29 protein-coding genes, 1 other RNA gene and 1 pseudogene are annotated in these 25,638 nt (G+C 64.6%); 8 read left to right on the top strand and 23 right to left on the bottom strand.

All coding sequences use genetic code 11. The features are described from left to right. Window positions 1-477 precede the first annotated feature (477 nt). Window positions 478-1,851, top strand: coding sequence for an amino acid permease (locus XalbCFBP2523_RS14375; protein ID WP_045758270.1), 1,374 nt, complete (start codon window positions 478-480; stop codon window positions 1,849-1,851). Between the two features lie 9 nt (window positions 1,852-1,860). On the opposite strand, the gene XalbCFBP2523_RS14370 is transcribed toward XalbCFBP2523_RS14375, so the two are convergent. The 16 genes from XalbCFBP2523_RS14370 to XalbCFBP2523_RS14295 form a co-directional block, all read right to left on the bottom strand. Further along, a complete protein-coding gene (locus XalbCFBP2523_RS14370; protein ID WP_045766033.1) occupies window positions 1,861-3,129 on the bottom strand; it encodes an arsenic transporter in 1,269 nt (422 codons plus the stop codon). Between the two features lie 231 nt (window positions 3,130-3,360). Next, window positions 3,361-4,179 carry a carboxylesterase family protein gene (locus XalbCFBP2523_RS14365; protein WP_045760873.1) on the bottom strand — a complete coding sequence of 273 codons (819 nt, stop codon included), beginning with the start codon at window positions 4,177-4,179 and terminating at the stop codon, window positions 3,361-3,363. 96 nt (window positions 4,180-4,275) lie between these two features. Further along, on the bottom strand, window positions 4,276-5,634 hold the full coding sequence (mgtE, locus tag XalbCFBP2523_RS14360) for a magnesium transporter (RefSeq protein ID WP_012916630.1): 1,359 nt from the start codon (window positions 5,632-5,634) through the stop codon (window positions 4,276-4,278). A gap of 183 nt (window positions 5,635-5,817) precedes the next feature. Continuing rightward, on the bottom strand, window positions 5,818-7,524 hold the full coding sequence (gene ptsP, locus XalbCFBP2523_RS14355; RefSeq protein ID WP_045766773.1) for a phosphoenolpyruvate--protein phosphotransferase: 1,707 nt from the start codon (window positions 7,522-7,524) through the stop codon (window positions 5,818-5,820). A 58-nt stretch (window positions 7,525-7,582) separates the two neighbouring features. Further along, window positions 7,583-7,852 (bottom strand): HPr family phosphocarrier protein, encoded by a 270-nt coding sequence (locus XalbCFBP2523_RS14350; protein WP_012916628.1) that lies wholly within the window; start codon window positions 7,850-7,852, stop codon window positions 7,583-7,585. Beyond that, window positions 7,845-8,237 carry a PTS sugar transporter subunit IIA gene (locus XalbCFBP2523_RS14345; RefSeq protein WP_012916627.1) on the bottom strand — a complete coding sequence of 131 codons (393 nt, stop codon included), beginning with the start codon at window positions 8,235-8,237 and terminating at the stop codon, window positions 7,845-7,847. The genes XalbCFBP2523_RS14350 and XalbCFBP2523_RS14345 overlap by 8 nt, the downstream gene beginning before the upstream one ends. Window positions 8,238-8,493: 256 nt before the next feature. Further along, window positions 8,494-9,372: an RNase adapter RapZ gene (gene rapZ / locus XalbCFBP2523_RS14340; protein ID WP_012916626.1), complete on the bottom strand. Its 879-nt coding sequence runs from the start codon at window positions 9,370-9,372 to the stop codon at window positions 8,494-8,496. After that, window positions 9,369-10,319 (bottom strand): HPr(Ser) kinase/phosphatase, encoded by a 951-nt coding sequence (gene hprK, locus XalbCFBP2523_RS14335; RefSeq protein ID WP_012916625.1) that lies wholly within the window; start codon window positions 10,317-10,319, stop codon window positions 9,369-9,371. The genes rapZ and hprK overlap by 4 nt, the downstream gene beginning before the upstream one ends. 151 nt (window positions 10,320-10,470) lie before the next feature. Then, complete coding sequence (locus XalbCFBP2523_RS14330; RefSeq protein WP_052687949.1) at window positions 10,471-10,704, bottom strand: nucleotidyl transferase family protein; 234 nt, start codon at window positions 10,702-10,704, stop codon at window positions 10,471-10,473. Between the two features lie 28 nt (window positions 10,705-10,732). After that, window positions 10,733-11,050: a ribosome hibernation-promoting factor, HPF/YfiA family gene (gene hpf, locus XalbCFBP2523_RS14325; RefSeq protein WP_012916624.1), complete on the bottom strand. Its 318-nt coding sequence runs from the start codon at window positions 11,048-11,050 to the stop codon at window positions 10,733-10,735. Window positions 11,051-11,096: 46 nt separating this feature from the next. Beyond that, window positions 11,097-12,551: an RNA polymerase factor sigma-54 gene (locus XalbCFBP2523_RS14320; RefSeq protein WP_045766032.1), complete on the bottom strand. Its 1,455-nt coding sequence runs from the start codon at window positions 12,549-12,551 to the stop codon at window positions 11,097-11,099. A gap of 40 nt (window positions 12,552-12,591) precedes the next feature. Continuing rightward, complete coding sequence (gene lptB / locus XalbCFBP2523_RS14315; protein ID WP_012916622.1) at window positions 12,592-13,311, bottom strand: LPS export ABC transporter ATP-binding protein; 720 nt, start codon at window positions 13,309-13,311, stop codon at window positions 12,592-12,594. Continuing rightward, window positions 13,311-13,874: a lipopolysaccharide transport periplasmic protein LptA gene (gene lptA / locus XalbCFBP2523_RS14310; RefSeq protein ID WP_045766031.1), complete on the bottom strand. Its 564-nt coding sequence runs from the start codon at window positions 13,872-13,874 to the stop codon at window positions 13,311-13,313. The genes lptB and lptA overlap by 1 nt, the downstream gene beginning before the upstream one ends. After that, a complete protein-coding gene (lptC, locus tag XalbCFBP2523_RS14305) occupies window positions 13,852-14,418 on the bottom strand; it encodes an LPS export ABC transporter periplasmic protein LptC (protein WP_045766030.1) in 567 nt (188 codons plus the stop codon). Before lptC ends, lptA begins: the two co-directional genes overlap by 23 nt. Next, the gene (locus XalbCFBP2523_RS14300) at window positions 14,415-14,963 is read right to left on the bottom strand and encodes a KdsC family phosphatase (protein ID WP_045766029.1); all 549 of its coding nucleotides are present in this window, start codon (window positions 14,961-14,963) and stop codon (window positions 14,415-14,417) included. The genes lptC and XalbCFBP2523_RS14300 overlap by 4 nt, the downstream gene beginning before the upstream one ends. A 90-nt stretch (window positions 14,964-15,053) precedes the next feature. Continuing rightward, window positions 15,054-16,055 carry a KpsF/GutQ family sugar-phosphate isomerase gene (locus tag XalbCFBP2523_RS14295; RefSeq protein WP_045766028.1) on the bottom strand — a complete coding sequence of 334 codons (1,002 nt, stop codon included), beginning with the start codon at window positions 16,053-16,055 and terminating at the stop codon, window positions 15,054-15,056. 52 nt (window positions 16,056-16,107) lie between these two features. On the opposite strand from XalbCFBP2523_RS14295, the gene XalbCFBP2523_RS14290 reads away from it, so the two are divergent. The 4 genes from XalbCFBP2523_RS14290 to XalbCFBP2523_RS14275 all read left to right on the top strand — a co-directional run bounded on the left by XalbCFBP2523_RS14290 (window position 16,108) and on the right by XalbCFBP2523_RS14275 (window position 18,218). Beyond that, window positions 16,108-16,350 carry a BolA family protein gene (locus tag XalbCFBP2523_RS14290; RefSeq protein WP_045758266.1) on the top strand — a complete coding sequence of 81 codons (243 nt, stop codon included), beginning with the start codon at window positions 16,108-16,110 and terminating at the stop codon, window positions 16,348-16,350. Between the two features lie 46 nt (window positions 16,351-16,396). Beyond that, window positions 16,397-17,671, top strand: coding sequence for a UDP-N-acetylglucosamine 1-carboxyvinyltransferase (gene murA / locus XalbCFBP2523_RS14285; RefSeq protein ID WP_045758265.1), 1,275 nt, complete (start codon window positions 16,397-16,399; stop codon window positions 17,669-17,671). Then, window positions 17,668-17,997: a hypothetical protein gene (locus XalbCFBP2523_RS14280; RefSeq protein ID WP_045766027.1), complete on the top strand. Its 330-nt coding sequence runs from the start codon at window positions 17,668-17,670 to the stop codon at window positions 17,995-17,997. The genes murA and XalbCFBP2523_RS14280 overlap by 4 nt, the downstream gene beginning before the upstream one ends. Before the next feature lie 146 nt (window positions 17,998-18,143). Further along, window positions 18,144-18,218: non-coding RNA, sX9 sRNA (locus XalbCFBP2523_RS14275), on the top strand. A gap of 54 nt (window positions 18,219-18,272) precedes the next feature. On the opposite strand, the gene XalbCFBP2523_RS14270 is transcribed toward XalbCFBP2523_RS14275, so the two are convergent. The 7 genes from XalbCFBP2523_RS14270 to purM form a co-directional block, all read right to left on the bottom strand. Further along, a complete protein-coding gene (locus XalbCFBP2523_RS14270) occupies window positions 18,273-18,956 on the bottom strand; it encodes a DUF3108 domain-containing protein (protein WP_045764564.1) in 684 nt (227 codons plus the stop codon). Between the two features lie 241 nt (window positions 18,957-19,197). Next, window positions 19,198-19,482, bottom strand: coding sequence for a hypothetical protein (locus XalbCFBP2523_RS16430; protein ID WP_146084093.1), 285 nt, complete (start codon window positions 19,480-19,482; stop codon window positions 19,198-19,200). A gap of 139 nt (window positions 19,483-19,621) precedes the next feature. Beyond that, entirely contained in the window at window positions 19,622-20,305 is a 684-nt protein-coding gene (locus tag XalbCFBP2523_RS14265) for a DUF3108 domain-containing protein (RefSeq protein ID WP_045766026.1), read from the bottom strand. A gap of 2 nt (window positions 20,306-20,307) precedes the next feature. Next, the gene (locus XalbCFBP2523_RS14260) at window positions 20,308-21,096 is read right to left on the bottom strand and encodes a DUF3108 domain-containing protein (RefSeq protein WP_407071006.1); all 789 of its coding nucleotides are present in this window, start codon (window positions 21,094-21,096) and stop codon (window positions 20,308-20,310) included. 121 nt (window positions 21,097-21,217) lie between these two features. Then, on the bottom strand, window positions 21,218-21,871 hold the full coding sequence (gene purN / locus XalbCFBP2523_RS14255; RefSeq protein WP_045766024.1) for a phosphoribosylglycinamide formyltransferase: 654 nt from the start codon (window positions 21,869-21,871) through the stop codon (window positions 21,218-21,220). A 55-nt stretch (window positions 21,872-21,926) separates the two neighbouring features. Further along, window positions 21,927-22,379: a hypothetical protein gene (locus XalbCFBP2523_RS14250; RefSeq protein WP_012916610.1), complete on the bottom strand. Its 453-nt coding sequence runs from the start codon at window positions 22,377-22,379 to the stop codon at window positions 21,927-21,929. Beyond that, window positions 22,363-23,385: a phosphoribosylformylglycinamidine cyclo-ligase gene (gene purM, locus XalbCFBP2523_RS14245; RefSeq protein WP_012916609.1), complete on the bottom strand. Its 1,023-nt coding sequence runs from the start codon at window positions 23,383-23,385 to the stop codon at window positions 22,363-22,365. The genes XalbCFBP2523_RS14250 and purM overlap by 17 nt, the downstream gene beginning before the upstream one ends. A gap of 141 nt (window positions 23,386-23,526) precedes the next feature. Here purM and XalbCFBP2523_RS14240 point away from each other — a divergent pair, with 141 nt between their 5' ends. The 3 genes and pseudogenes from XalbCFBP2523_RS14240 to hda all read left to right on the top strand — a co-directional run bounded on the left by XalbCFBP2523_RS14240 (window position 23,527) and on the right by hda (window position 25,636). Beyond that, complete coding sequence (locus XalbCFBP2523_RS14240) at window positions 23,527-24,630, top strand: DUF2066 domain-containing protein (RefSeq protein ID WP_045766023.1); 1,104 nt, start codon at window positions 23,527-23,529, stop codon at window positions 24,628-24,630. Beyond that, window positions 24,627-24,755: pseudogene (locus tag XalbCFBP2523_RS14235) on the top strand (AI-2E family transporter); the annotation flags it as partial. The gene XalbCFBP2523_RS14240 and the pseudogene XalbCFBP2523_RS14235, both read left to right, overlap by 4 nt. 146 nt (window positions 24,756-24,901) lie before the next feature. After that, entirely contained in the window at window positions 24,902-25,636 is a 735-nt protein-coding gene (gene hda / locus XalbCFBP2523_RS14230) for a DnaA regulatory inactivator Hda (protein ID WP_045766022.1), read from the top strand. Window positions 25,637-25,638: the final 2 nt, after the last annotated feature.

Below are 25,638 nucleotides of genomic sequence, written 5' to 3'. Positions count from 1 at the left end.
CAGCAGGCGGTGGAGTTGAGCCAGGCGGTGGCGTTGTTCAAGCTCGATGCCTCTGCGGCGCTGCCGCCACGGCAGGGCAAGGCGTCGGTGGCATCGGTGGTCAAGCCGGTGGCGGTAGCCCCGCGGCGCGAGCGGCCGGCGGCGGCGGTGCTGGAGAAGAATTGGCAGGAGTTCTAAGCATGCCTCGGCATGCAGGGATGGCGCCGCACGCGGTGCCATCCCGCACGTTGCAACACACGCCTCATGCGCCGTGCTTGCGGCGTGGCGGCGGTAGCCACTGCCCGTGCCGTGCGTGGTTGGCCGCGGCTGCAATCCGCATGACAGCGCGGTTTGCTTTGCGGGCCTTGCGTCGTCGCTGACAACGCAGGGCTCGCTTGTCAGTGCCGGCTGTCTGATTCACTTGGCAATCCAAGCCAGATCCGCACGTCGCCGCGACGACGTTGTATCGTGTTGCGTCTTCGTCTGCCGATTGCACCGATGCCGCATCCATCCGCGCCTGTCCGTCCTGCCGCCACCGTGCCCCTGCGCCATGCGCTGAGGCCGCGGCAATTGATCATGATGGGATTGGGCAGCGCGATCGGCGCCGGTCTGTTCCTCGGCTCCGGCGTCGGCGTGCATGTCGCCGGGCCGGCGGTGTTGATCTCCTATCTGGTCGCCGGTGCGCTGGTGATCATCGTGATGAATGCGCTCGGCGAAATGGCCGCAGCCAAGCCGGCCAGCGGTGCGTTTTCGGTGTATGCCGCCGACGCGATGGGCCCGACCATCGGTGCGACCTTGGGTTGGTTGTGGTGGCTGCAGTTGGTGATCGTGATCGCCGCCGAGGCGGTGGGCGCGTCTGGGTTGCTCGCGACGGTCTGGCCGGTGTCGGTCCCACTGGTCGCACTCGGGTTCATGGTCGTGCTCACTGCGATCAATTTGCTGGGTGTGCGCAGTTTCGGCGAGTGCGAGTTCTGGTTTGCCATTCTCAAGGTGGCGGCGATCCTTGGCTTCATTCTGGTTGGCGTGATGTTGCTCGCCGGTTGCTTGCCGGGAGTGGTTGCGCCGGGTTTGTCCAATCTCATCGGCAACGGCGGGTTCGCGCCCAGAGGCATCGCCGGCATCGCTGCGGCGCTGCTGGTCGTGGTATTCGCCTTCGGCGGCACCGAGATCGTGGCGGTGGCGGCGGCCGAAACCGCCGACCCGGAGCGCAGTATCGCGCGGGCGATCCGGACCGTGGCCTGGCGGATCCTGGTGTTTTACATCGGTTCGCTGAGCGTCATCGTCGCGGTGGTGCCTTGGCAGAGCGGGGCGCTGGCATCGCCATTTGCCGCGGTGCTGCAGGCGGCCAGGATTCCCGGCGCGGCGACTGGCATGACCTTGATCGCCGTGATCGCGCTGTTGTCGGCGCTCAATGCCAATCTGTACGGGGCCTCGCGGATGATCTTCTCGTTGGCGCAACGCGGGGAGGCACCGCGTCTGCTGGCGCTCGCCAGCCGTCAGCAGGTGCCGTGGCTGGCGGTGCTGGTCAGTGTGTCGTTCGGGTTCGTCGCTGCGATGCTGGAGCTGCTGTATCCCAACCGCGTATTGCCGGTGCTGCTCAATATCGTCGGCGCGACCTGCCTGCTGGTGTGGACGATTTCGCTGGTATCGCAGTTGATCCTGCGCGCGCGTGCCGATCGCATCGGCACGCGGCTGCCATTTCGCATGCGTGGCTATCCGCTGCTCACCGTATTGGCGTTGGCGATTCTGGCGCTGATTTTCGTTCTGTTGGTGGTGTCGCCGGATACGCGCGGACAGTTTCTGTCGATGGCGGCGCTGACCGCGGCAATCGCCTTGGTCAGTGGTGTGGCGCGACGGTGGCGTGCCCGCTAGGGCCGCGGCTCAGCTTAGGAGCAAGCGCGCACCCAACGCGCACAGCAGTGCTGGCGGCATCACCAGTACGCCGACTTTGAGAAAGCGCCAGAAGCCGACGTCCTCGCCTTCGCGGCGGATCGCGGTCAGCCACAGGATGGTCGCCAACGAGCCGGTGATCGACAGGTTCGGGCCCAGGTCCACGCCGATCAACAGCGCATCCACCACTAGTTGCGGCGGCTGCGCCTGGGCCACGGTGGTGCTGGCGATCAGCCCGGCGGGCAGGTTGTTCATCAGGTTGGAGCCGAATGCCAGCAACGTTCCGGCGATGCCGGCAGTGGCGTGCGGCGCGTGCGTGGCGGCGGCGGTCAGGTGCTGTGCGAGCAGGCCGATCACGCCGGTGCGCGACAGCGCTTCGACCAGAACGAACAGGCCCGCGACCAGTGGCAACACCGACCACGACACCGCCCTGGTTATCGGCAGCGGCGATTGCCGCCCGCCCAGGCAGACCACGCCCAACGTGGCCAGGCCGGCCAGGCAGGTGGGCAGCCCCAGGTCCAGGCCAAGGGCGGAGACACCCACCAGCAGCGCGGCGGTGGCGAGAATGCCGACCAGTGCGAACATGCCGCCACGGGTCAATCGCACGGTGTCCACGCGCTCGGCGCAGCTTCCGGTCAGATCCTTGCGTTCGGCCCAGCGCAGCATGCAGAAGGTCACGCCGATCGCCAGCACCGACGGCAGCGCGAACGCGGCCATCCAGGCGCCCAGGGTCGGCATCTGGCCGCCGTACAGCACCAGATTGGCGGGGTTGGAGATCGGCAGCACGAAGCTGCCCGCATTGGCAATCAGCGCGCAGGCGAACAGCAGCGGCAGCGGCTTGGCCCCGGCCTTGCGCGCGGCCGCGTACACCGCTGGGGTCAGCACCACCGCAGTGGCGTCGTTGGACAGAAATGCGGTGACCACGATGCCGACGCCGAACACCAGCGCGAACAAACGCAGGGTCGAGCCACCGGCCAGGTTCACCGCGTGCATCGCAACCCAGTCGAACAGGCCCTCGGTGCGTGCGGTTTCCGACAGCAGCATCATCCCGATCAGGAACAGATACACGTCCAGACCTTTGAGCACCGCCCGCCACGCTTCACCGCCTGGCATCAGCCCCAGTGCCATCAGCAGCAGCGCGCCACCGATCGCCCAGCACGCCTCGGGCAATTTGAACGGTCGCACGATCACTCCGGCGGTGGCCAGTGCGCAGATGCCCCAGGTGGCGAGATGTGCGGTGTGTCCGCCGAGCATGCTCATGCCGTTGCTGCTGGATGCGACATGCGCACGGCGTGGGTCGGCTGCACGCTGGCGCGGGCGAAGCGGGGAAGGACGGGGAAGCGGGCGACAGGCATGAGGGCGGTTGGTGCAGACAGCAATGGGGGCAAGGATAACAGTGGTGATGTCGGAGCTTGGAGCCCGCGCTGTGGAAACGCCGATGCTGCCTGCATTGTAGAGAGGCAGTGTGCGCACGATCGCATCGCTTGCGGCTCAGTCGCTCGCTGCGTTCTCAGCGCTGGTGTCGGTGCGTTTCTGCGCGAACAGCCATTGCCATAGTTTGGGATCGCGGTAGGTGGCATCCCACGCGTTGTGATTGCCGTGCGGGTATTCGGTGTAGCGCACGTCGGCGTTGAGGTTATTGAACGCGCGAAAAATCTTGCGGTCGTCGTGCGGCAGCACCTGATCGTCCTGAGCGCCGTGGAAAATCCACACCGGAATGTGCTGCAGGCGTTGTGCCAGGGCCGTGTAGGGATCGGACAGATAGGCCACAGGTGTTACCACTAGGTACTCGCGATCTTCGTGCGGGGACAGAATCGCTCCGCAGATCGGCACCAGCGCGGCGAAACGCTGGGGCTGTTGCAGCGCGATCTCCCAGGTGCCGTAACCGCCCATCGACATGCCGGTCAGGTAGGTGCGTTGCGGGTCGCCGTTGAACTCCGCGATGGCTTGGTCCAACGCCTGTAACGCCATGGTCGCATTGATGCCGCTCCACTCTTCGCCGTCGGGAACTTGCGGTAGCACCACCAACGCAGGGAAGTCGCCTAGATGGCTGCGCAGGTAAGGCCCCAAGCCGGTTTTGACCTGATCGTAGCCATCGTTGCCGCGGTCGCCCGAGCCATGCAGGAACAACACGATCGGCACCAGGCCTTGACGATGCGCCGGCGCCGGTACGAATACCTGGTAGCGGTACACGCGCCCATCGAGGTTGAGCTGGCGGCTGACGAAATGGCCGGTGGCCGGATCGCTGGGCAGGCTGCTGCATCCCACCATCGATAGACACAGCACAAGCAGCAGCGCACGCACGGACATGACGGGATCTCGGATCGTAAGGCCGAAGTATCGTGGGCCCGGTGTCCCGGCGACAACCCGCGCGCGGGTAGCGGACATGCGCCAGTCAGGCGTGGCTTATAGCAGCATCAGCGTGGCTAGACCGAGGAAGCTGAGAAATCCCATCACGTCGGTCAGTGTGGTCAAGATCACGCCACCGGCCAGCGCCGGATCGAACCCCAGGCGTTTGAGCGTCAACGGTACCAGGACGCCGCCGAGCGCGGCGGTGAGCAGATTGATGGTCAGTGCCGAGCCGATTACCAGCGACAGCAGAGGTTGTCCGAACCACAGCAGTACGATCAGGCCCAGGCCGATGCCCAGTGCCAGGCCGTTGATCAGTGCCACCGAGAGTTCCTTGCGCAGCAGCACGATCACGTTGGATGAGCCGATCTGGCCCAATGCCAGGCCGCGGACCATCAGTGCCAGCACCTGGGTGCCGGCATTGCCGCCCATGCCTGCCACGATCGGCATCAATGCAGCCAGCGCCACCAGTTTGGCGATGGTGTTCTCGAACTGGCCGACCACGCTGGAGGCAATGAAGGCAGTGCCGAGATTGATGGTCAGCCACAGCAAGCGCCGCCGGAACGCGCGTCGCACCGGACTGAACAGATCCTCGTCTTCGTCCAGGCCGGCGGCGCTCATCGCCTGGTGGTCGGCCTGGTCGCGGATGATATCGACCACGTCGTCGATGGTGATGCGGCCGAGCAGGATGTTGTTGTCGTCCACGACGGGTGCGGAGATCCAGTCGTGGTCGGAGAACTGCCGTGCGACTTCGTTGGCGCTTTCGCCGACGGCAATGGCCGGTTGCTCGTCATCGATCAGCCGGTTGATCGGGGTGGAGTCCTCGTGGGTGACCAGTGCCGCGAGCGATACCCGTCCCAGGTACTGGTGACGGCGGCTCACCACGAACAAATGGTCGGTGTGGTCGGGCAGTTCGCCACGCAGGCGCAGGTAGCGCAGCACCACGTCTAGGTTGACGTCGGCGCGCACCGTGACGACGTCCGGATTCATCAGACGGCCGGCACTGTTCTCGGGATAGGACAGCACCTGCTCCAGCCGCTCGCGGTTCTCGCGATCCATCGACTTGAGTACTTCGTCGATGACGGTGTCCGGCAGATCCTCGACCAGATTGGCCAGGTCGTCGATGTCGAGGTCTTCGACCGCCGCGACGATTTCGTCGGGATCCATCTGTGCGAGCAGGTTTTCGCGCACTTCCTCGCCGACGTGCAGCAACACCTCGCCATCGTCTTCCGGATCGACCAGGCCCCACACCACCTCGCGCTTGCCTGGCGGCAGCGATTCCAACAGATTGCCGATCTCCGCCGGCGTCAGCGTATTGACCAGCCGCCGTACCGGGCCCAGGCGCCGGCTGTCCAGCGCATCGGACAGCAGGCGCAGTTGCCGCGCGGTCTTCTCGTGGCGGACGGCATCGGCCATGCGCTGCTTCCTCGGGTCGTGGTCGCGTGCCGAAGCAGCGCGGGTTGTCAGGTGTTCATGACGACATTATCGCCTGCATCGTGCGGTGATGCGCAGCGCAAAGTGGCCGCCGCAGTCATTGGCTCGAGATTTTCGCGCGTGCGCGCCAGTGAGGCAGGCAGGCGGGTGTGTGTCGCGAACGGCTCAGCTCAACCAGCGCTCTATGCTGCGCCGATCGCGGGCGGCCAGCAGTTTCGCTGCACGGGTGCGCAGCGTTTCCAGGTCGCTGTCGCGGATCACCCGACGCACTTCCAGCAGCGTCGCCGGATGCAGGCTGAACTCGCGCAGGCCCAGCGCCAGCAGCATCGGGGTCAGAGCCGGGTCGCCGGCAATTTCGCCGCACACGGCCACCGGCTTGCCATGGGCCTGGCCGGTGCCGATGACCTGCGCGATCAGCCGTAGAACCGCCGGGTGCAGCGGTGAGTAAAGCTCGCCCAGTGCCTCGTTGTTGCGGTCGGCGGCGAGCAGATACTGCACCAGATCGTTGGTGCCGATCGACAGGAAGTCGACGGCATCGATAAAGGTGTCCAGCGCAATTGCCGCCGCTGGTACCTCGATCATCGCGCCGAGTTGGACATGTTCGGCAATCGCGTGGCCGTCGCGGCGCAACTGCGTGGTGATGCGCTTGAGGTGCCGACGCATCGCCATGATTTCCTCGCGCGCGCCGATCATTGGGAGCAGCACCCGCATCGGCCCGTATGCGGAGGCGCGCAGGATCGCGCGCAACTGGGTGTCCGATATCCTGGGTCTGGCTAGCGACAGGCGCACGCCGCGCAGTCCCAACGCCGGGTTTTGTTCGTTGCTCAGGGTCAGGCCGGTGCGGTCGGCCTTGTCCGCCCCCAGGTCCAGGGTGCGGATCGTCACCGGCCGTCCGCTCATGCCCAGCACCGCATCGCGGTAGGTGTGGAACTGCTCTTCTTCGTCCGGCAGCACCTCGCGTTGCAAGAACAGGAACTCGGTGCGGTACAGGCCCAGGCCGTCGACGCCGAGCGCATGCGCGCGGGCGACGTCCTCGCGCGATTCGGCGTTGGCCAGCAGGGTGATGTCCACGCCGTCGCGGGTACGGCTTGGCTTGGAGCGCAGTTTGCCCAGGCCGCGTTGCAACTTGGCCTGCTCGCGCACGCGCAGGCGGTAGTCGTGCAGGTCCTGCGGAGTCGGATCCAGTAGCAGCACACCCTGGTTGCCGTCGATGATCAGGACGTCGCCGTCGTTGATTTTCTGTAGTGCGTCGGCGACGCCCACCACCAGTGGCAGGTGCAGGCTGCGCGCCAGAATCGCGCTGTGCGACAGGGTGCTGCCGGCGCTGGTGACGATGCCGACCACACCCTGCGTCTGCAACTGCGCCAGTTCCGAAGGGGCCACGTTTTCACAGACCAGGATCTCGCCGGCCAGGCCTTCGTTGTCCGGCTGGCGTTTGTGCAAGAATGCATGGATTCGCCCGATCACATGGTCCAGATCGTCCATGCGGCTTTTCAGATAGGCGTCTTCCATGTTGTCGAACACGGTCGCCAGGCGGTCGCGTTGTAAGCGCAGTGCATAGTCGGCGCTATAGCGGCCGGTGCGGATCAACTCGTCCAGACCGAACAACAGTTCGGGGTCGTCGAGCAGTAGCGCGTGCAGGTCGAGGAACTCGCCGACTTCCTTGGCGAGCGCGCCATGCAGGCGCAGGCGCAGGCCATGCATTTCTGCGCGTGCCGCATCTACGGCACGGTGCAAGCGGAGGAGTTCGTCGGGAATTTGCGCCGCGCTGATACGCTGCTCGGCGACATCCAGCGCGTGCGGCAGGCGCACCCGTGCGCGGCCCAATGCATTGCCGCGCGACGCGCCGTGACCGGCGATACGCACACTCACAGCACGCGCCCGTTGCGGCGGCACCGCGTCGTTCTCTGCGGCCGCCTGCGGCGCATGCTCAGCTATCCTCGTCGAAGCGTCGCGCGAACAGGTCGATCGTGGCCTGGAGCGCCTCGGCTTCATCAACGCCGTCCACCCTGACCGTCACCGTTGTGCCTTTTGCAGCGGCCAGCAGCATCACCCCCATGATGCTCTTTGCGTTGACTTCGCGTCCTTTGGCCGCCAGCGTGGCGTTGCAGCGGAACGACGATAGCGTCTGCACCAGTTTGGCGGTTGCTCGGGCATGTAGGCCCAGGCGGTTGGTCACCATGAGTTCGCGTTCAAGCATCGTCGATCACCACGCCATTGCGCGAGCCGGCGGCTGCGGTCGCCGGTAGTTGGTCCAGGCTCTGTTCTGGATAGTTCATGATCCGCAGCAGCATCGGCAGACTGAGTGCGGAGACGCGTCGCACCGGGGTGCCCAGCCGCGCCAAGCGCATCGCCAGGTTGCTCGGGCTGGCACCGTATACGTCGGTGAGCACCAGGACGCCATCGCCATCGTCGACCCGGCGTAGCGCTGAGGATGCTTTCGGTAACAGTGCGTCGAGGTCGGCATCCAATGGTACTTCGAAGGCTTCGGTCTTCAGCGGTAATTGCTGCAACAGTCCGGTGGCCACGCTCAACAGCGCCGCGCCGATGCCGGGATGAGTGATGAGGAGAATGCCACAGGCCATGGAGGAACGTTAACAGGTCGGGTAGGTCGCAGGGAATGGGCGCGTGGCGCCTGTTTGATGGTGGACTTGGTCTCGCCATTGCCTCAACCGACTGGTCGCGATGCTGTCAAGGCGATGCAGCGCTCGCGGTCAGGTGGATAGGTCGAGGCGCTGCGTTGTGTGATGGAAGGGACGACGTGCGTTGCGGGTGCGCATTCCCACGCTTGTCGGGGGCGGGCACTGGCGATTCACGCGTTCCCGTTCTGCGTTTCAGCGGTCAATCCTGCTCGCGGTGAAAGGTCGCCACTTCCGGCCAGCCCTGCTCGCGGGCGTGTCGGGCCAGGCGTTCTGCCATGTAGACCGAGCGGTGTTTGCCGCCGGTGCAGCCAAAGGCGATGGTGACGTAGCTGCGGGTGTCGTTGCGCAGCCGCGGCAGCCAGGTGTCGAGGAAGTCGATCAGTTGCGTGGTGTAGCGCTGTACTTCCGGCTGGGCGTCCAGGTAGTCGCGCACAGCGCCGTCGCGGCCGCCCAGCGGGCGCAGTTCGGGGTCCCAGTGCGGATTGGGTAGCATGCGCGCGTCGAAGACGAAGTCGGCCTCGACCGGCACGCCACGCTTGTAGGCAAAGGATTCGAACAGCAGCGATAGGGTGTTCTCGGCGGCAAGTGCGAATTCGGTGGTCACCCGCCTGCGCAATTGATGTACGTTGAGCGTGCTGGTGTCGATCACCGCATCGGCTTCGTGGCGCAACGGCATGGTCAGCCCGCGCTCGCGCTCGATCGCTTCCGGTAGCGACAGGCCCTGGTGCGAGAGCGGATGGCGCCGGCGTGTGTCGGCATAGCGCTTGATCAGCGCGTCGTCGTTGGCATCGAAAAACAGCAGCCGCGCGTCCAGGCCGAACTGCGCCACCACTTCGCGCCAGCGCGGGAATTGGGTGAGGTCGCTGTGGCGGTTGCGCACGTCGATGCCGACCGCGAGCTTGCTGGGGCCGCCATCCTCGCGCACCAGACTCTTGACGAAAGCCGGTAGCAATTGCACCGGCAGGTTGTCCACGCAGTAGTAGTCCAGGTCCTCGAAGGTTTTCAGCGCAACCGATTTGCCGGAGCCGGACAGGCCGCTGACGATCACCAAGGTGGAGGTGTTCGCCACGGTATTCATGGGCCGCGCCGCTCGAGCATGTTGCTGTGGCGGGCGATGAACATTGCCGCGGGGTCGATGCCCTTGGTCCGTAGGATGTGCAGGCGCGTGGCGGCTTCGGTCAGGACCGCCAGGTTGCGGCCTGGCATCACCGGCAAGGTGATCAGCGGTACGTCCAGGTCCAGGACGTGGCGGGTCCCCGAATCGCCGGTAAGGCGTTCGTAGCCATGGGGCGTGGGTTCGGTCATAGGGCGGGTCAGGTGCACGATCAAGCGAAGATACTTGTTCTTCTTGACAGCCGTGTCGCCGAACATGTCGCGTACATTCAGCACGCCCAGGCCGCGTACTTCCAGCAGATCTTTCAGTAGTTCCGGGCAGGTGCCGTCGAGTACATCGGGGGCGATCTGGGTGAATTCGGGGGCATCGTCGGCGACCAGGCGGTGGCCGCGGCTGAGTAACTCCAGCGCCAGTTCGCTCTTGCCCGAGCCTGCATCGCCGGTGATCAACACGCCGATCGAGTAGATCTCCATGAACACGCCGTGCAGGATGATGCGTGGTGCCAGCGTGCGCGCCAGGTGGTAGGACAGGTGATTGAGTAGCTCGTGGCCACGTTTGGGCGAAACCCACAGGGGGGTGTCGGACTCGTCGGCGGCCGCGCGCAGATCTTCCGGACACGATTGGTTCTTGCTGATGACCAGGGCCAGTGGCCGGACCTGCACGATTTTCTCGATCGTCTCCCAGCGCTGTCGCGCGTCCAACGAATCCAGCCAAGCCAGTTCTTCGGTGCCGAGAATCTGGACCTTGTTGGGATAGATTGTGTTGAGATAGCCAGCCAGGGACGGGCGTCGGGAGACCGTGTTACCCGCCTCCAGGATGCGGTGTTCGCCCTTGTGGCCTGCCAGCCAGCGCAGGCCTAGTCGGTCGCGCTGTTGGTCGAAGAGTTCGCGGGCGTCGATGCTGGTGTTCATGCGGCGCTAGCTTGGGTTACGTCACCCTGCCACGTGTAACGTGCGGTGGTATTGGATGCGTGGTGAAGTGTCTTGTTGACATGATCGACACCGCACAGTTGGACCCGCTGCGATGGTGGCATCAGTTGGTGGGTGTCGTGCGTTTGCGCCGTCATGGTGAAGGCCGGATCGACCTGGGTATGGTGACCATCGCAATTGATCGGTTGCCGCCACTGCGCGAGGCGTCCAGGTGCCGAGCATGGCCGTGTGGGAAGGCGAAGCCATGGGTGCTGGCGGTGCCGCCGTGCTGTGTTCCCTCGCCCAGGCGGGCGGCGGTGTGCAGCAAGGTGGCGTGACCAGCGACCGACAGCGTTTGGGTGCTGTCGGTCGCAATCAGATCGGTCAAAGGGCATGGCGGCGCAATCTGCGAAGAGTCACGCTAAATTGTCGCGCACCTCGGCCGCATGGTGGTCCTGTTTCTTTTCCTTGTGCTTGATGATCAACCTGTCGAGCTTGTCGGCGAGCAGGTCGATCGCCGCGTACATGGTCTGTGCGCTGGCGTCGGCGTGCAGGGTGCGACCGGGGACGTTGATCGTGGCTTCGACGTGATGGTCTGGCTTGCGTAGCGCCAATTGTGCGCGGACCTCGATGGTTTCTTCGTAGTGCCGCTTCAGCCGTTGCAGCTTGGTCTCCACGTATTCGCGCAGGGCAGGGGTGACTTCAATCTGGTGGCCGTAGGTCTCGATACGCATCGGATACTCCTTGGTTCGGGATTCACCTATGAACCATTGCCCGCCGTTAGCCGATACGCACGCGTTCGTGGGAGGCGGGAATGTTCATGGCCTCACGATACTTCGCCACGGTGCGGCGCGCTACCGGTACGCCGGTATTTTTCAGCAGGTCGGCCAGCTTGGCGTCAGAAAGCGGCTTACGTGGATTCTCCGTCTCGATCAGGCGCCGGATCATTGCCTGAATGGCGGTGCTCGATGCCTCGCCACCACTGTCGGTGTCGATGCCGGAGGCGAAGAAGGCGCGTAGCGGGATGGTGCCGCGCGGTGTGCGCACGTATTTGCGGGCAATGGCACGGGAGATGGTGCTTTCGTGCAGACCCAGTTCACCGGCGATCTCGCGCAGGGTCAGGGGGCGTAGGGCCTGTTCGCCGAATTCCAGGAAACCGGCTTGCTGTCGCAGTAAGCAGCGCGTCACCTTGAGCAGGGTCTCGCCACGGGCTTCCACGCTCTTGAGCAGCCAGCGCGCTTCCTGCAACTGCCCGCGCAGATAGCCGGCGTCGCTTTCGCCGCATTGGCGGATCAGCCGTTCGTAGCCGCGATGGATGGTGACCTTGGGTTGGGCGTGTGCGGACAAGGCCGCGTGCCAGACGCCGCGTTGGCGCCAGACGACACAGTCCGGCACGACATAGGTGTCGCTACCGAGTTCGCCGATCTGTTTGCCTGGGCGCGGGTCCAGCGAGCGCAGCAGCGCGACCGCGGTGTCCACGTCCGCCACCGGGCGTTTGAGGGCGTGAGCCAGGCCGGCGATGCCGCTGCGCGGGAGTTTTTCCAGCGATCCGTTGACGATCGTGTGCGCCAGTTCCAGTCCCGGAGTGGACTCGGGTAGCATGCCCAGTTGCAGGGTCAGGCATTCCTCCAGGCTGCGCGCGGCGATGCCGGTCGGGTCGAAGCGCTGGATTTGGTGCAGTACGGTGAGGATTTCGTCCTCGCCGGCGGCGATGTTCGGGCGCAGTGTTTCGGCGATCGCAGTCAGCGGCTCACGCAGGTAGCCGTCGCCATCGAGGGCGTCGATCAACGCGACCCCGATACTGCGGTCGCGTGCGGACAGGGGCGACAGGTGCAATTGCCACAGCAGGTGATCGATCAGCGTCTCCGGCTCGGCCACGCGTTCGGCGAGGCTGCTCGTGTCGTCGTCGAACGCACCGCCGCTGCCGCCACTCCAGGCCGGGTCGGTTGTTGTCCAGTCCTCGCCGCTGTCGGCCGGCGACGCTTCGGCATGGTCGTCGGCGACAGGAGTGAGGGTGTCGCCATCGGCAGCGCCGCCGCTCGCCTCCTGACTATCGGTGTGCTCGAACGTGAGGGCGGCGTCCTCGGACCATTCCAACAACGGGTTGCTTTCCACTGCCGCGGCGAGTTCCACCTCCAGCTCGGCGCTGGACATCTGCAACAGCTTGATTGCCTGACGCAATTGCGGCGTCATGACCAGATGCTGTCCAAGTGATGTCTGCAGCCGTGCTTTCATGCGTGTGCTCAGCGCGGAAAGAGCGTAAAAGGAGGCGCGCTCAGAGCCTGAAGGTTTCTCCGAGGTACACGCGGCGCACGTCGCTGTTGGCCAGCAGTGCCTCCGGGGCCCCCTGCGCCAGCACGCCGCCTTCGTTGAGAATATAAGCCCGGTCGCAAATTCCCAGGGTTTCGCGCACGTTGTGATCGGTAATCAGCACGCCGATGCCGCGTTGTTTGAGGTGAGTCACGATGCGCTGAATCTCGCCGACCGAGATCGGATCGACGCCTGCAAAGGGTTCGTCGAGCAGCATCAGTCGCGGCTTGGCCGCCAGCGCGCGGGCGATCTCGCAGCGGCGGCGTTCGCCACCGGACAGGCTGGCACCGAGCTGCTCGGCGACGTGGCCGATCTGCAGTTCGTCCAGCAGCGAGAGCAGTTCGCGTTCCTGTCCGGCTTCGTCGAGATCTTCGCGTAGTTCCAGCACCAGCCGGATGTTGTCGGCGACGCTGAGTTTGCGGAACACCGATGGTTCCTGCGGCAAGTAGCCGACGCCGAGCTTGGCACGTTTGTACATCGGTAGCGCCGTGATGTCGTTGCCGTCGAGCACGATACGCCCGGCATCGGCTTCGACCAGGCCGACGATCATGTAGAAACAGGTGGTTTTGCCGGCACCGTTGGGGCCGAGCAGGCCGACCACTTCGCCTGCGTCCAGGGTCAGGCCGAAATCGCGTACCACTTCACGCTGCTTGTAACGCTTGCGCAGGCCCTCGGCGAGTAGCATCACTGTCCTCCTTGCTTGGCGGGTTTGGTCGCGGCAGCGGGTTTGGCGCCGTTTGCCGGCTGGCTGGCCGCAGCGGCGTTCTTCGGCTGGATCACCGTATGCACGCGGGTGCCGTCGCCGCCGCCTTGCATGTCGCCGGTCTTGGTGTTGTAGACCATACGCTGGCCGGCGTTGGTGCCTTTCGCCGAGTTCATTTTGTAGTTGCCGGTCAGGATCACGATGTCGTTGGGGACGCTGTAGTCGATGGTGTCGGCCATACCATCGACGATGGAGCCATCGTCCATCTCCTGCTTGAACGTCGCCTGCTTGCCGTTGAGCAGCACGCGATCGATTTGGCCGTTCTTGCGGAAGATGTCGGCGGTGTCGGCGTGCGCTTCCAGCGTGCCCTGGACAATGACCACATGGCCGGAAAAGCGGCACTTGCCGTTGTCGTCGGTCAGATTGCAGTTGTTGGCGTCGGAGTTGACGTCTACTAGCTGATTGCGGTCGGTCGACTTGGCCAGCGCCATGGCGGGAAACAGCAGAGCGAGCAATGCAAGCTTAGCGGGCAGCATTCGGTTCATAACGGGTCTTGACCTGTGAAAGGAGCTTGTACTGCTGGGATTTCAAGTCGACTTCCAGGCCAACGCCGGTTTGCATCATACCGGGCCGGGTCATGGTGACGGGTGCAGTGGTGCGAGCGCTGTTGGTTTGCGGGAAGACGTCCAGACTCTGGGTGCGGAAGGTGGTGGGCGGAATGCTGGGGACCTTGGGGCTGTCGCCGGCGACGTCGCCGCGCAGGCGCAATTCCTTTCCGTCGGCGCTGACCCAGCCGGTCTTGCTGCGCATTTCCCAATGCTGGTCATTGGCGTCGGGGAGTAGGAACAGCGGGGTGACGATCGACAGGGTTTGGTCGGCTCGGCTGCGTTCCATCTCCGGTGCGCGCAGGGTCATCGCTTCCTTGCCTTGTTTGTTTAGGCTGACGACCTCTAAATCGCGCGCGACGTAGTCCGAGCGCGCTTCGGCAGTCGTGGCTCGCGCTGGCTTGCTGCGCTGGTTCCAGGCCGACCAGCCACTGATGACCGCAGCGACCAGGAGGATGCTGCCGAGGGTGTTGCGCCAGTTCATGCGCCATGCTCCTGCAGCAGGAAGGGTAGGTGGCCTTGTGCGGCCAGTAGCACGTCGCACAGTTCGCGTGCGGCGCCTTCGCCGCCGCGGGCTTGGGTGATCCAGTGCGCGTGTTCGGCGGTCCACGGGTGCGCATTGGCCGGGGCCACCGCCAGGCCGACCGCGCGCAGCGCGGTCACGTCGGGCAAGTCATCACCCATGAAGCAGACCTGCTCCAGGCGCAGCCCGCGCTCGTCGCACAGGGCCTGCACACTGGCACGCTTGTCCTGGACTCCGATCTGTACCAGCAGGCCAAGTTCCTGGCCGCGCTTCTCCGCGGCCAAGCTGTGGCGGGCGGTGATCAGCGCGACCTCGATCCCGTGCTTGCGCAACTGCACCAGACCCTGGCCGTCCTGCACATGGAAGGCTTTGCTTTCGTTGCCGTCGCGGTCGTAGTACAGGCGACCGTCGGTCAGTGTGCCATCCACATCGAAGCAGGCCAGACGAATGCGTGTGGCGCGGTCGATCAGCTCGGCGGGAAGGTCGGCCAGCGGGGAATAGGACATGGTGGGCGATATCGGGGCAGGGAGGCCGGGTTTCCAGTGGCCAGAACTCAAGGCGCCGGGCGCCGGCAGGAGGTAACCGTATTCAGTGTGTTAAACCACTCGGGCGCGCAACAGGTCGTGAATGTTGAGCGCGCCGACCGCCCGGCCGGCCGCATCGACCACGATCAGGCCGTTGATCTGGTGCGTTTCCATCAGTCGGGCGGCCTCGGCGGCGAGCTGGTCGGCGCCGATGGTGCGCGGCTGCCGGGTCATCACCTCGGCGATGCGGGTCTGGCGCACGTTCAGCGCGCTGTCTAGCGTGCGGCGCAGGTCGCCATCGGTGAATAGCCCCAGTAGGCGGTCGTCGGCATCCACTACGGCGGTCATGCCCAGACGCTTGCGGCTCATCTCCACCAGCGCTTCGCTGAGGCTAGCGTCTTCGCGCACTTTCGGCAGTTCGTCGCCGCTGTGCATCACGTCGGTGATGTGCAGCAACAAGCGCCTGCCGAGGCTGCCGGCCGGGTGCGAGCGGGCGAAGTCGTCGGCGGTGAAACCGCGCGCATCCAGCAGCGCCACCGCCAACGCATCGCCCAAGGCCAGCGAGGCCGTGGTGCTGGAGGTCGGGGCCAGGTCGAGCGGGCAGGCCTCGGCCGGCACGCTGATATCCAGATGCAGATCCGCTTCGCGGGCCAGCGTGGACTGGGCGCGGCCGGTCATCGCGATCACCGCATTGCCCTGGCGCTTGAGCACAGGTAACAGCATCAGGATCTCGTCCGATTCGCCTGAATAGGACAAGGCCAGGACGACATCGGCGTCGGTGATCATGCCCAGGTCGCCATGCCCGGCTTCCCCAGGGTGAACGAAGAACGCGGGGGTTCCGGTCGAAGCAAGGGTGGCGGCGATCTTGCGCGCCACGTGTCCGGACTTGCCCATGCCGGTGGCGACCACGCGCCCACGCGAGGCCAGGATCAGCCGGCACGCGGCCGCGAAGGCTGCGCCGATGCGGCCGCCGACCGCCGCCAGTGCGGCTTGTTCGATCTCGACCACGCGGCGGCCGCTGGCGATCAGGGCAGCGTCGCTATGCACAGGATGAGACAGGGTCGATACATCCATGCGGGTGCCGGTCGGAGGGTAGAATGAACGCCCATTTTAGGAGGAAAGCCCGGTGGAAGCCGAAACCATCCGTAAATTGATCCAGGCGGGCCTACCAGATGCACACGTGCAGGTGCAGGGCGAGGACGGCGTGCACTTCGAGGCTACCGTGGTCAGCGCGGCTTTCGTCGGCAAGCTGCCGCTGGCGCGCCACCGCATGGTCTATGCCACCTTGGGCGAGTTGATGGGCGGCGCCATCCATGCGCTTGCGCTGACCACGCTGACTCCCGAGCAGGCCGAACGTCCAGCCGGTTGAACGGCCGCCTATCGCCTTTTCATCTTCTTCATTCTTTACGAGAATCATGGCCAAAATTGTAGTGACCGGTGGCAATGCGCTGCACGGTGAAGTGAACATCTCCGGCGCCAAGAACGCCGTGCTGCCGATCCTGTGCGCGACCCTGCTGGCCGATGCGCCAGTGGAGATCACCAACGTGCCGCAACTGCACGACGTGATCACCACGGTGAAGTTACTCGGCGAACTGGGTGCGGAAGTCACCATCGATGAAGGCACGCTGGCGCGCGGCAGCGCGATCACCGTGGATCCACGCAAGGTCGACCAGCACATCGCGCCCTATGAACTGGTACGGACCATGCGCGCCTCGATTCTGGTGTTGGGTCCGTTGCTGGCCAAGTTCGGCGAGGCGGAAGTCTCCCTGCCCGGCGGCTGTGCGATCGGTTCGCGGCCGGTGGATCAGCATATCAAGGGGTTGCAGGCGCTGGGCGCGGAAATCAGCGTCGAGAACGGTTACATCAAGGCCAGCAGCAATGGTCGGCTCAAGGGAGGGCGCTATGTGTTCGACATGGTCAGCGTCACCGGCACCGAGAACGTGCTGATGGCGGCGACCCTGGCCGATGGCATCACGGTGCTGGAGAACGCGGCGATGGAGCCGGAGGTCGGCGACCTGGCCGATTGCCTCATCGCGCTTGGCGCCAGGATCGAGGGTGCTGGCACCTCGCGGATCGTGGTGCAGGGCGTGGAGCGCTTGTCCGGCGGCCGTCACGCGGTGCTGCCCGATCGCATCGAAACCGGCACCTTCCTGGTCGCCGCGGCGATGACCGGTGGCAGCGTCACCGTGCGTCGTGCGCGCGCCGACACGCTCGATGCGGTGCTCGACAAGCTCACCGAGGCCGGCGCCAGCATCGAGACCGGCGTAGACTTCATCCGCCTGGACATGCAAGGCAAGCGTCCGCGTGCGGTCAACCTCACCACTGCCCCGTATCCAGCCTTCCCGACAGACATGCAAGCGCAGTTTATGGCGCTCAACTGCGTGGCAGACGGTGTCGGCGTGATCAATGAGACGATCTTCGAGAACCGTTTCATGCACGTCAACGAACTGCTGCGCCTGGGCGCGGATATTCAGATCGAAGGGCATACCGCGATCGTGCGCGGCAGCGAACGTCTCAGTGGCGCGCCGGTGATGGCCACCGATCTGCGTGCATCGGCCTCGCTGATTCTGGCTGGCCTGGTCGCCGACGGCGACACCACCATCGATCGGATCTACCACTTGGATCGTGGGTACGAAAACATCGAGGAAAAGCTGGGGGCGTTGGGCGCGTCTATCCGGCGGGTCGCGTGATCCTCAGCGGCCGCTTCAGCCGTCGCCGCAAGTTGTTGCTGGCGATCATGGCGCTGCTGCTGGCATGGGTCGGCTATGCCTGGTATGCAGGGATCGCCATCACCCAGGGCATCGAAGAGCGCGACATGGATTGGAATGGCGATGGACAGGTCAGTCGCGATGAAATCTGGCAGGCGTTCTACGCCGTTGGCGTGACCAGAACCCAGCAGGGCGCACGCGAGTGTCGCACGTTCTATTGGCGCAGCAGCGGTGCGCAGATCCGGGTGGATTGCCGCACTAGCTTTGCGCCGGCGGGGAATGGGGTGCAGGACGCAAAGAAACCATAAGCGATGCCATCATCGCGTTGGCGTATGCCTGCGCATGGTGGTGGCGCTAGTGGATTTGGTGTGGTCTTGTCGCTGCGGCGAGTAGGAGTCGCTAACAAAACGATTGCGTCGCCGTCGGACGGTCGCGTGCAATGCTCGGAATCCTCATGTGCCCCTTTACAGTGCGGTTCCTGCGCGCTGTCCACACACACCTGACAGCGACTCGTGACGTTTTGTTAGCCACTCTAAGGAACAAGGCGGATCATGCGGTCCGCCTTGTTCGTGACGCCTGTTGTTCAGTTCAGTGACTTCATGACCAGAAGCACCGTTTGTTTGCCGTTGTCGGTTTGCTGGATGCGTACCGGAGCCGGTGCGTCCGGCACGATCCACGCCAGGGTCTGCTTCGTGCCGTTTGTGTAGCTGATTTTGGTCGCCTGCTCGGTTTTGCCGTTGAAGCTGACATTTTCAGTGTCGACCACCTGATAGGTCTCCTGTGAGGCTTGACCCAGGTCCACGATGTGGTAGCTCAGAGGATTGCCGGCGTTGACGTCGCTGACGATCGCCAAATTCACTAGCAGTGGGTTCAGGTCGCCAGTCGTCAGCGCCACTGGGCCGCTTTGATCGGAGCTGACGTCGCCAGACCAGGTTGCTTGCAAGTTGGTCCAGTCGTAGTCGCCAAGCACTTCGGTCTTCTTGAGCAAGGTCTTCAACACATTGTCGCTGGTGAGCGGGCGCAAAGAGCCAGTTGTTGTGTCGAATACAGTGGTCTGTTTGAGTTCGGCGAGCAAACTTTTGACATCTAAGTTATAGACCCATTGATTAGCGCCATCTTTGCTCAGGGTCATTGTGGCAGTGGCTTGCGTACCCATGTAATTGGCTTGATATTTAGCTTGGAAGGGTTGGATTGCCATAGCCGACAAGCTTGCCATGCTCAATACCGTTGCGGCGATGACGGAGAGGGAACGTGAGATGCGTGTCATGTTTAGATTTCTCTGTGAATTGGTTAAGGCAGATCGATACGGTGCTCGACCATCTTCATCATTTGCAGTTGGCCCATGTATGTCGATACGCCATCGGCGATCTGCAGGTGGTTTGTTTCCGCCGCCAACCATTCCGTGAGACACACGGCACATCGCGTTTGAGATATTAAATCATTAATGTTTGGCTAATGAGGTGCCATTTGTGACGGCAGCGTCAACATGCTACCGAGCCAAGCTGGTGTCAACTTAAGTTGTGGTTAATATTTCGTCCATTATTGCGAACAGTGATAGCGCGCATTTTTATTGTCTGATGGAGATGCGACGTTCTTTCAGTAATTACGCGTGGCGCCTCATCTGCATGCTTTTCAGCATGTATTGACGACTGAAGATAGACGCAGTGCATGACGCTCAATGGCGTTGCCGATGCGGTCGGTGTAATTAAGAAAATGAAACGCTCTTCGATACGCGTCCCATGTGCCTCGATGAACCGCCGAGCCTGCGTGCGGAGATTCAGATCGAAGAGCATGCAGCGATCATGCGTGGCAGCGCGGGGCGATGCAGTGTTGTGCCGTTGACGACCACCGACCTGTGCGGGTCGGTGGCCGATGCAAGGCGGGCGCGAGCGTGCCCGCTTTAATTCGTGCTATGTCGTGCTATGTCGCTGCTCAGTGCAGCGACTTGATCGTCAGATCCAGCGCGTCCTGGCCGTTTTCGCGTTGCAGAATGCGTGCCGGTACCGGCATGTCCGGCACGATCCAGGCCACGATTTCCTTGGAACCGTCGCTGCGGCTGACTTTGGTCGCCTGCTCGGTTTTGCCGTTGATAGTGATCGCTTCCTTGCCTGCGACGTGGTAAGCCATCGGTTTTGCGCGACCCTCTTCGACCATGCGGTAGCTCGGGGTCTTGCCGGCGTTGACGTCGCGCGCGATCGCCAGGTTGATCAGCAGTGCATCCATATCGCCGGGTTGCAGCTTCACTGGGCCCTGGCGATCCGGCTTGAGGTCGCCGGCCCAGGTGGCCTGCCCGCTGCTCCAGTCGTACTTGGCAGTCACCGCCTTCTTTTTGATCAGGAACATCGAGCGGTCGTCGTTACTGAGCGGGCGCAACTGGCCGCCCTTGTCTTCGAATACGGTGACCTGGCTCAGGTCGGCAATCTGATTCTTGATCGCCAAACTGTAGCGCCAGCGATTGCCGCTTTCTTTGCTCAGGGTCATCACGCCGTTGGCCTGCATGCCCATGTAGCTGGCTTGGTAGTCCGCAGTGAAAGGTTCTAGTGCCAACGCGGGCAGGCTGACTATTGCCAGTAGAGTGGCGGCGAGCGCGGACAGTGGGCGGGCGGTACGTTTCATATTCAGGCTCCTTGATATTCGGTCAGGCGCAGATCGATACGATCTTCGCCGTCTTCGCGTTGCAGGATGCGCACTGGCGTTGGCACGCCGTTGGCGATCCACAGGATGGTCTCATTTTTGCCGCCATTGGTTCGCCAAACCCGCAGCGCGTCGTAGCTGAGGTCGCCGACCTGCACGGTTTCGGTGTGGTCGGCAGCACGGTAGATGTGCTCGCGGACGCGGCCCACGTCGACTAAGCGGTAGCGCATGGTCTTGCCCGGCTGCGCATCGCGCATCAGCGACAGATTGATCAGCAGCGCGCTCTGGTCGCCGGGCTCTAGCCGGATCGGTGCCCGGCGGTCTTCCTTCAGGTCGCCGTCCCAACGCGCCACGCCTTGATTCCAATCGTAGACGCCGGTGGCTTTCTTGCCGAAGAAGAGTGCCTTTTTGACCGTGCTCTGGCTTTGCGGGACGTAGTGGTCGTCGTGGACGGTAAACACCGTGCTCTGTTCGATGTTCAAGCCGAGGATGCTGGCGAAGCCACTGCGCCCATGCACGTCCAGATCCACACGCCACTGTTGACCGTCGGTATGCGCCACATCCATCCGCGCATCGCCGGCTGACCGGCCCTTGTAGCGCGCTTCGTAGGTGGCGACGAAGGGCTGTAGCGGCGGCGGCGTCCACGCCTCTGGCGCTGGCGTTTGTCCCGCAGTCGGGGCTGGCGCGACGGGTGCAACCTGGCTTGGCGTATTCGGTGCTGGCGCCGCCTGGGCGGGAAGCGTTTGTGCGGCGACGATGGGCAGCACCAACAGACACAGGCCGGATGCGACGAAGAGAGCGAACGGACGCGAAGCGAGCTTCATTGGATCGGCTGGCCTGGTCGGGAGGGAGGGGGTGGGATGAGCGACATCATGGGGGCGCGACAGCACACTCTCACGGACGCAGGATGTCCTGGCAATCTAGGCGCAGCGGACTAAACCGGCCCTGACCGTCGAGCCAGACCCTGCCATCGCGTTCAGCCAGACGCCCGGCAGCGGCCAGTTGCAGAACCGCGCACAGCAGCCGGTGCTCGCGTGGCAGTAGCCGTTGCGCGAGGTCGTCCGGTTGGTCGCCAGGTTGCACTGGCACCCGCACCTGCGCGATCACCGCGCCGGCATCCAGTTCCGGGATCACGAAATGCACGCTGGCACCGTGTTCCGTGTCGCCGGCAGCCAGTGCTTGCGCATGCGTATCCAGGCCACGGTACTTAGGCAGCAGCGAGGGATGGATATTGAGCAGACGTCCCGCGAAGCGGTGCACGACGCTAGCGCCGAGGATGCGCATGTAACCGGCGCAGACGATCCAGTCCGGGCGTGTCGCGGCGATCGCCTCGCCCAAGGCGTGATCGAACGCGGTACGCTCGGCGAAGGCTTTGGGCGTGGCAGACCAGCGCTGCGCCGCTGCCACCTTGGTCAGGGCCGGCGCCTTGGGCCGGTCGCTGAACACACCGACGACGTCGGCGTCCAGGGTGCCGATCGCGATCGCGTCGAGAATGGCTTGCAGATTGGAGCCACGGCCCGACACTAGGACGGCAAGGCGGATGGTCATCGTCCCGGCTCCCGCAACAACGCGAGTGCGGTGGTCATGTTCGCCATGAGGATGCTCATGCCGGCTGGGCGAACAGCTGCTTGACCGAGGGCCGTGTCAGGACCAGCAGGGTGAACACGCCGAGCACAGTGCCGAACGGCATCATCACGCAGGACAGGCCCGCGACGATCACGCAGTAGGTGTGGCGGCGGCGCGCGCCGAGACAGCGCCCGGCATAGAGCATTGCAGCGGCCAAGCTAAGCCCGGTCGCGATGATCAGGCTGGCGATCACCACGAATATCCAGGCGAACAGATGCGCCTGCACCGCCAGATGCGCCTGCGCCGCGTTGGTGGCAGGCAGAGGTAGGCGACCGTTGAGCATCATCAGGCCGATGCTCAGATGCAGCACCGGAATCAGTGCGAATATGCCGGTCAACCCGCCGACCACGTAATGGCCGATACCGAGCATTCGCAGATGCTCGGCGTCCTGGTTCGGTGCGCTGGCGATGGCTTCAGCCGATGTGGACACGTGCGTCCCCGCTGGCCGCCACCACTGCGCCGATTTGCCAGTGGGCCAGGCCATGGCTGTCCAGGCTGCGTTCCAGCGCGGCGACCTGGTCGGGCGCGGCCACTAAGACGAAGCCGATGCCGCAGTTGAAGGTGCGCCACATTTCGCTATCGGCCACCGCGCCTTCGCGCTGCAGCCACTCGAATACCGGCGGCAGGCGCCATGCGCTGGCGCGGATGTCCAGGCCCAGGCCGTCGGGAATCACCCGGATGATGTTCTCGCTCAGGCCGCCCCCGGTGATGTGCGCCATCGCATGGATCGCCTCGCTGTGCGTGCGCAGCAGCGCCAGGATCGGTTTGACGTACAACGCAGTCGGCAGCATCAGTGCCTCGGCCAGGGCGACGCCGCCGACCTGCAGATCGGCCGGGCGTCCGGCGCGGTCGTAGATGCGCCGGATCAACGAATAACCATTCGAATGCGGGCCGGACGACGCGATGCCGATCAATACATCGCCCTGGCGCACCTTGGCGCCGTCGAGTAACTGCGACTTTTCCACCGCGCCCACGGTGAAGCCGGCCAGGTCGTATTCGCCGGGCGGGTACATGTCGGGCATTTCCGCAGTCTCCCCGCCGATCAGCGCGCAGCCGGCCAGTTCGCAGCCGCGGGCAATGCCGCCCACCACTGCCACGGTGGTCTCCACGTCGAGCTTGCCGGTGGCGAAATAATCCAGAAAGAATAGCGGTTCGGCGCCCTGCACCAGCACATCGTTGACGCACATGCCGACCAGGTCGATGCCGATGCTGTCGTGCCGTCCCAACTGCTGCGCCAGCTTCAGTTTGGTGCCGACGCCATCGGTGCCGGATACCAGGACCGGTTCGCGGTACTTGCCTGACAGGTCGAACAGCGCGCCGAAGCCGCCCAATCCCCCCATCACTTCGGGCCGGAAGCTGCGTTTGACCAGGGGTTTGATGCGTTCGACGACGGCATTGCCGGCATCGATATCGACACCGGCGTCGCGGTAGGTCAACGGGGCGGTGGCGGAAGGTGGGGGAGTGGTCACGGGCGGTGGGTTCGGCGGAAAGGCGGCGATTTTAACAGGCCACGTTGGCGCTACGGCCGCATTCGCGCAACAATTCGCCCCGGATACGCCGAGCACTGGAACCCTTCGATGCGCCGCAGCCTTGTTTTTCTCCTGTCTTTCGCGCTGTGCCTGCCTGCCGTGACCGCTCTGGCCCAGGCCGATTTGCGCACCGAGGGCGATGTCGCCAGCGCACACAGTCCTTACGAAGCCGAGGTGCCGGTCAACAGCCAGAGCGATGCCGATCGCAGCGGAGCGCTGGCGCGCGCGCTGGGCGTCGTGCTGGGCAAGATCTCCGGCGACCGGACGGTGATGTCGCGGCCCGGGGTGATCCAGGCGCTGCGTAATGCCAAGAACGTCGTGGACAGCTTCGACTATCGCCAGGATCAGGGTACTTCGCCCAGTGGCGCCCCGAGCTTCCGCACCATGCTGGTCGCGCGCTTCCGTCCCGAAGAGGTGGACAGCTTGGCCGAGGCGCTGGGTCTGCCGATCTGGCCGCAGCCGCGGCCCAAGCCGGTGGTGTGGCTGGCGATCGACGATGGCAGTGGCCCGCGTCTGGTCGGCGTGCAGCAGGCCAATGCCGCGCGCAGTTTGCTCGACCGGGCCATCGAGCGCGGCTACCGGCTCGGTCTGCCCACCGGTACCGCTGCCGAACAGGCGCTGGCCGGCGCGATCTGGCGCCAGGACACCGCCGCCGTGGCCAACGCGTCCGCGCGCTACAGCCCGCCGATGCAACTGATCGGCAAGCTTTACCGCGGCAAGGCCGGTGGCTGGACCGCGGACTGGACCTTCGTGGATGGCGGCAAGGTGCTGGCGACGTGGTCCACCAGCGACGCCGACGCCCGCCGCGCCATGGCCAGTGGCGCCGATGGCGCTGCCGACGTGCTGGTCAAGCACTATGCCAGGGCCGTCAGCACCGGCCCGGCCGGGATTTATCGTGTGGTGATCACCGGCATTCGCAACGCCGACGATTACCTGCGTGCGTCCGCAGCGCTGCAGAACGTCTCGGTGGTCCGGCGCATCGTGCCGATCCACGCCGAAGGCGACCGCCTGGACCTGGACCTGGATCTGCTCAGCGGCATTCCCGGATTGAACCGCATGCTCGGCGCCGACAGCGACCTGCAACCGATCACGGCTCCGGTCGAGGGGCCGGTCGGACTCAATACCGAGCCGACCGAGTACCGTCTGAAATGACGTTGTCTGCGCAAGCTGAGGTCGCGTTGTTTCTACGCGGGTTGAAATGGCTGGCAGGCGTTGTCGGGGTCCTGTGGGGAGGATGGTGGCTGGCGCCGATTCTGACGCCAATGACTCTGGCATTGCCGAGCCTGTGCGGGATATTGCTGGCGCTGCCGGCGGTGGGCAACGCGCGGTTGCACGATCTGCATGCGCCGTATCGGCAGAGCGCGTTGTACGCTGGCGAGAAGTCGACGCTCCTCGAGTTGCCCTCGCACAGCCCAGCGCAGCCGTGAGCGTGCCGCAACTGCCGTTGGCCTTGCGCTATCCACCGGAACAGCGCCTGGACCGCTATCTCGGTGCACCGACGGGGATGCTGGCGCACCTGCAGGCGGTCGCTGCCGGTGTCTCTTCCGACTGGGTGTACCTGTCAGGCTCCACCGGTACCGGCAAGACCCATCTGGCGTTGGCGCTGTGCGCCGCCGCCGAGCAGGCCGGACGCAGCGCCGCCTACCTGCCGTTGCAGGCCGCCACAGGCCGTTTGCCCGATGCACTGGAAGCGCTGGAAGGGCGTCACCTGGTCGCACTGGACGGATTGGAGGCTGTCGCCGGCCAGCGCGAGGACGAAGTAGCGCTGTTCGATTTCCACAACCGCGCGCGCAGCGCTGGCGTGACCCTGCTATACACCGCGCATGCGATGCCCGACGGTTTGGCCTTGTGCCTGCCCGATCTGCATTCGCGGCTGGCGCAGTGTACGCGCATCGTGTTGCCGCCGTTGGAGGATGCAGATCGGGCAGCGGTGCTGCGCGAGCGTGCGCAGCGGCGCGGTCTGGTGCTGGAGGATGCGGCGATCGATTGGTTGCTGACCCATGTGGGACGCGACCTGGCTGGTTTGATCGGCTTGCTGGAGCGTCTGGATCGCGAATCGCTGGCGGCGCAGCGCAGGGTGACGTTGCCGTTCCTACGGCGGGTGTTACAGCGCTCTGCATCCGGGGGGAGGCTGGGGTCTGAACACACAAACGGTTAAAT

It is taken from the genome of Xanthomonas albilineans, from assembly GCF_002939705.1.
Taxonomy (GTDB): domain Bacteria; phylum Pseudomonadota; class Gammaproteobacteria; order Xanthomonadales; family Xanthomonadaceae; genus Xanthomonas_A; species Xanthomonas_A albilineans.
Note: the sequence above shows the minus strand (reverse complement) of the source record. Positions and strands in the feature narration are given on the sequence as shown.

Coding starts and splice junctions, on each gene's coding strand:
- XalbCFBP2523_RS14375 (WP_045758270.1), top strand. CDS start 478: ATGCCGCATCCATCCGCGCCTGTCCGTCCTGCCGCCACCGTGCCCCTG.
- XalbCFBP2523_RS14370 (WP_045766033.1), bottom strand. CDS start 3,129: ATGAGCATGCTCGGCGGACACACCGCACATCTCGCCACCTGGGGCATC.
- hprK (WP_012916625.1), bottom strand. CDS start 10,319: ATGAACACCAGCATCGACGCCCGCGAACTCTTCGACCAACAGCGCGAC.
- lptA (WP_045766031.1), bottom strand. CDS start 13,874: ATGAACCGAATGCTGCCCGCTAAGCTTGCATTGCTCGCTCTGCTGTTT.
- XalbCFBP2523_RS14240 (WP_045766023.1), top strand. CDS start 23,527: ATGCGCCGCAGCCTTGTTTTTCTCCTGTCTTTCGCGCTGTGCCTGCCT.
- lptB (WP_012916622.1), bottom strand. CDS start 13,311: ATGCTACTCGCCGAGGGCCTGCGCAAGCGTTACAAGCAGCGTGAAGTG.
- mgtE (WP_012916630.1), bottom strand. CDS start 5,634: ATGGCCGATGCCGTCCGCCACGAGAAGACCGCGCGGCAACTGCGCCTG.
- XalbCFBP2523_RS14350 (WP_012916628.1), bottom strand. CDS start 7,852: ATGCTTGAACGCGAACTCATGGTGACCAACCGCCTGGGCCTACATGCC.
- XalbCFBP2523_RS14320 (WP_045766032.1), bottom strand. CDS start 12,551: ATGAAAGCACGGCTGCAGACATCACTTGGACAGCATCTGGTCATGACG.
- hpf (WP_012916624.1), bottom strand. CDS start 11,050: ATGCGTATCGAGACCTACGGCCACCAGATTGAAGTCACCCCTGCCCTG.
- XalbCFBP2523_RS14270 (WP_045764564.1), bottom strand. CDS start 18,956: ATGACACGCATCTCACGTTCCCTCTCCGTCATCGCCGCAACGGTATTG.
- XalbCFBP2523_RS14365 (WP_045760873.1), bottom strand. CDS start 4,179: ATGTCCGTGCGTGCGCTGCTGCTTGTGCTGTGTCTATCGATGGTGGGA.
- lptC (WP_045766030.1), bottom strand. CDS start 14,418: ATGAACTGGCGCAACACCCTCGGCAGCATCCTCCTGGTCGCTGCGGTC.
- XalbCFBP2523_RS16430 (WP_146084093.1), bottom strand. CDS start 19,482: ATGCTCTTCGATCTGAATCTCCGCACGCAGGCTCGGCGGTTCATCGAG.
- purN (WP_045766024.1), bottom strand. CDS start 21,871: ATGACCATCCGCCTTGCCGTCCTAGTGTCGGGCCGTGGCTCCAATCTG.
- XalbCFBP2523_RS14295 (WP_045766028.1), bottom strand. CDS start 16,055: ATGGATGTATCGACCCTGTCTCATCCTGTGCATAGCGACGCTGCCCTG.
- XalbCFBP2523_RS14345 (WP_012916627.1), bottom strand. CDS start 8,237: ATGGCCTGTGGCATTCTCCTCATCACTCATCCCGGCATCGGCGCGGCG.
- rapZ (WP_012916626.1), bottom strand. CDS start 9,372: ATGAATACCGTGGCGAACACCTCCACCTTGGTGATCGTCAGCGGCCTG.
- XalbCFBP2523_RS14300 (WP_045766029.1), bottom strand. CDS start 14,963: ATGTCCTATTCCCCGCTGGCCGACCTTCCCGCCGAGCTGATCGACCGC.
- murA (WP_045758265.1), top strand. CDS start 16,397: ATGGCCAAAATTGTAGTGACCGGTGGCAATGCGCTGCACGGTGAAGTG.
- XalbCFBP2523_RS14265 (WP_045766026.1), bottom strand. CDS start 20,305: ATGAAACGTACCGCCCGCCCACTGTCCGCGCTCGCCGCCACTCTACTG.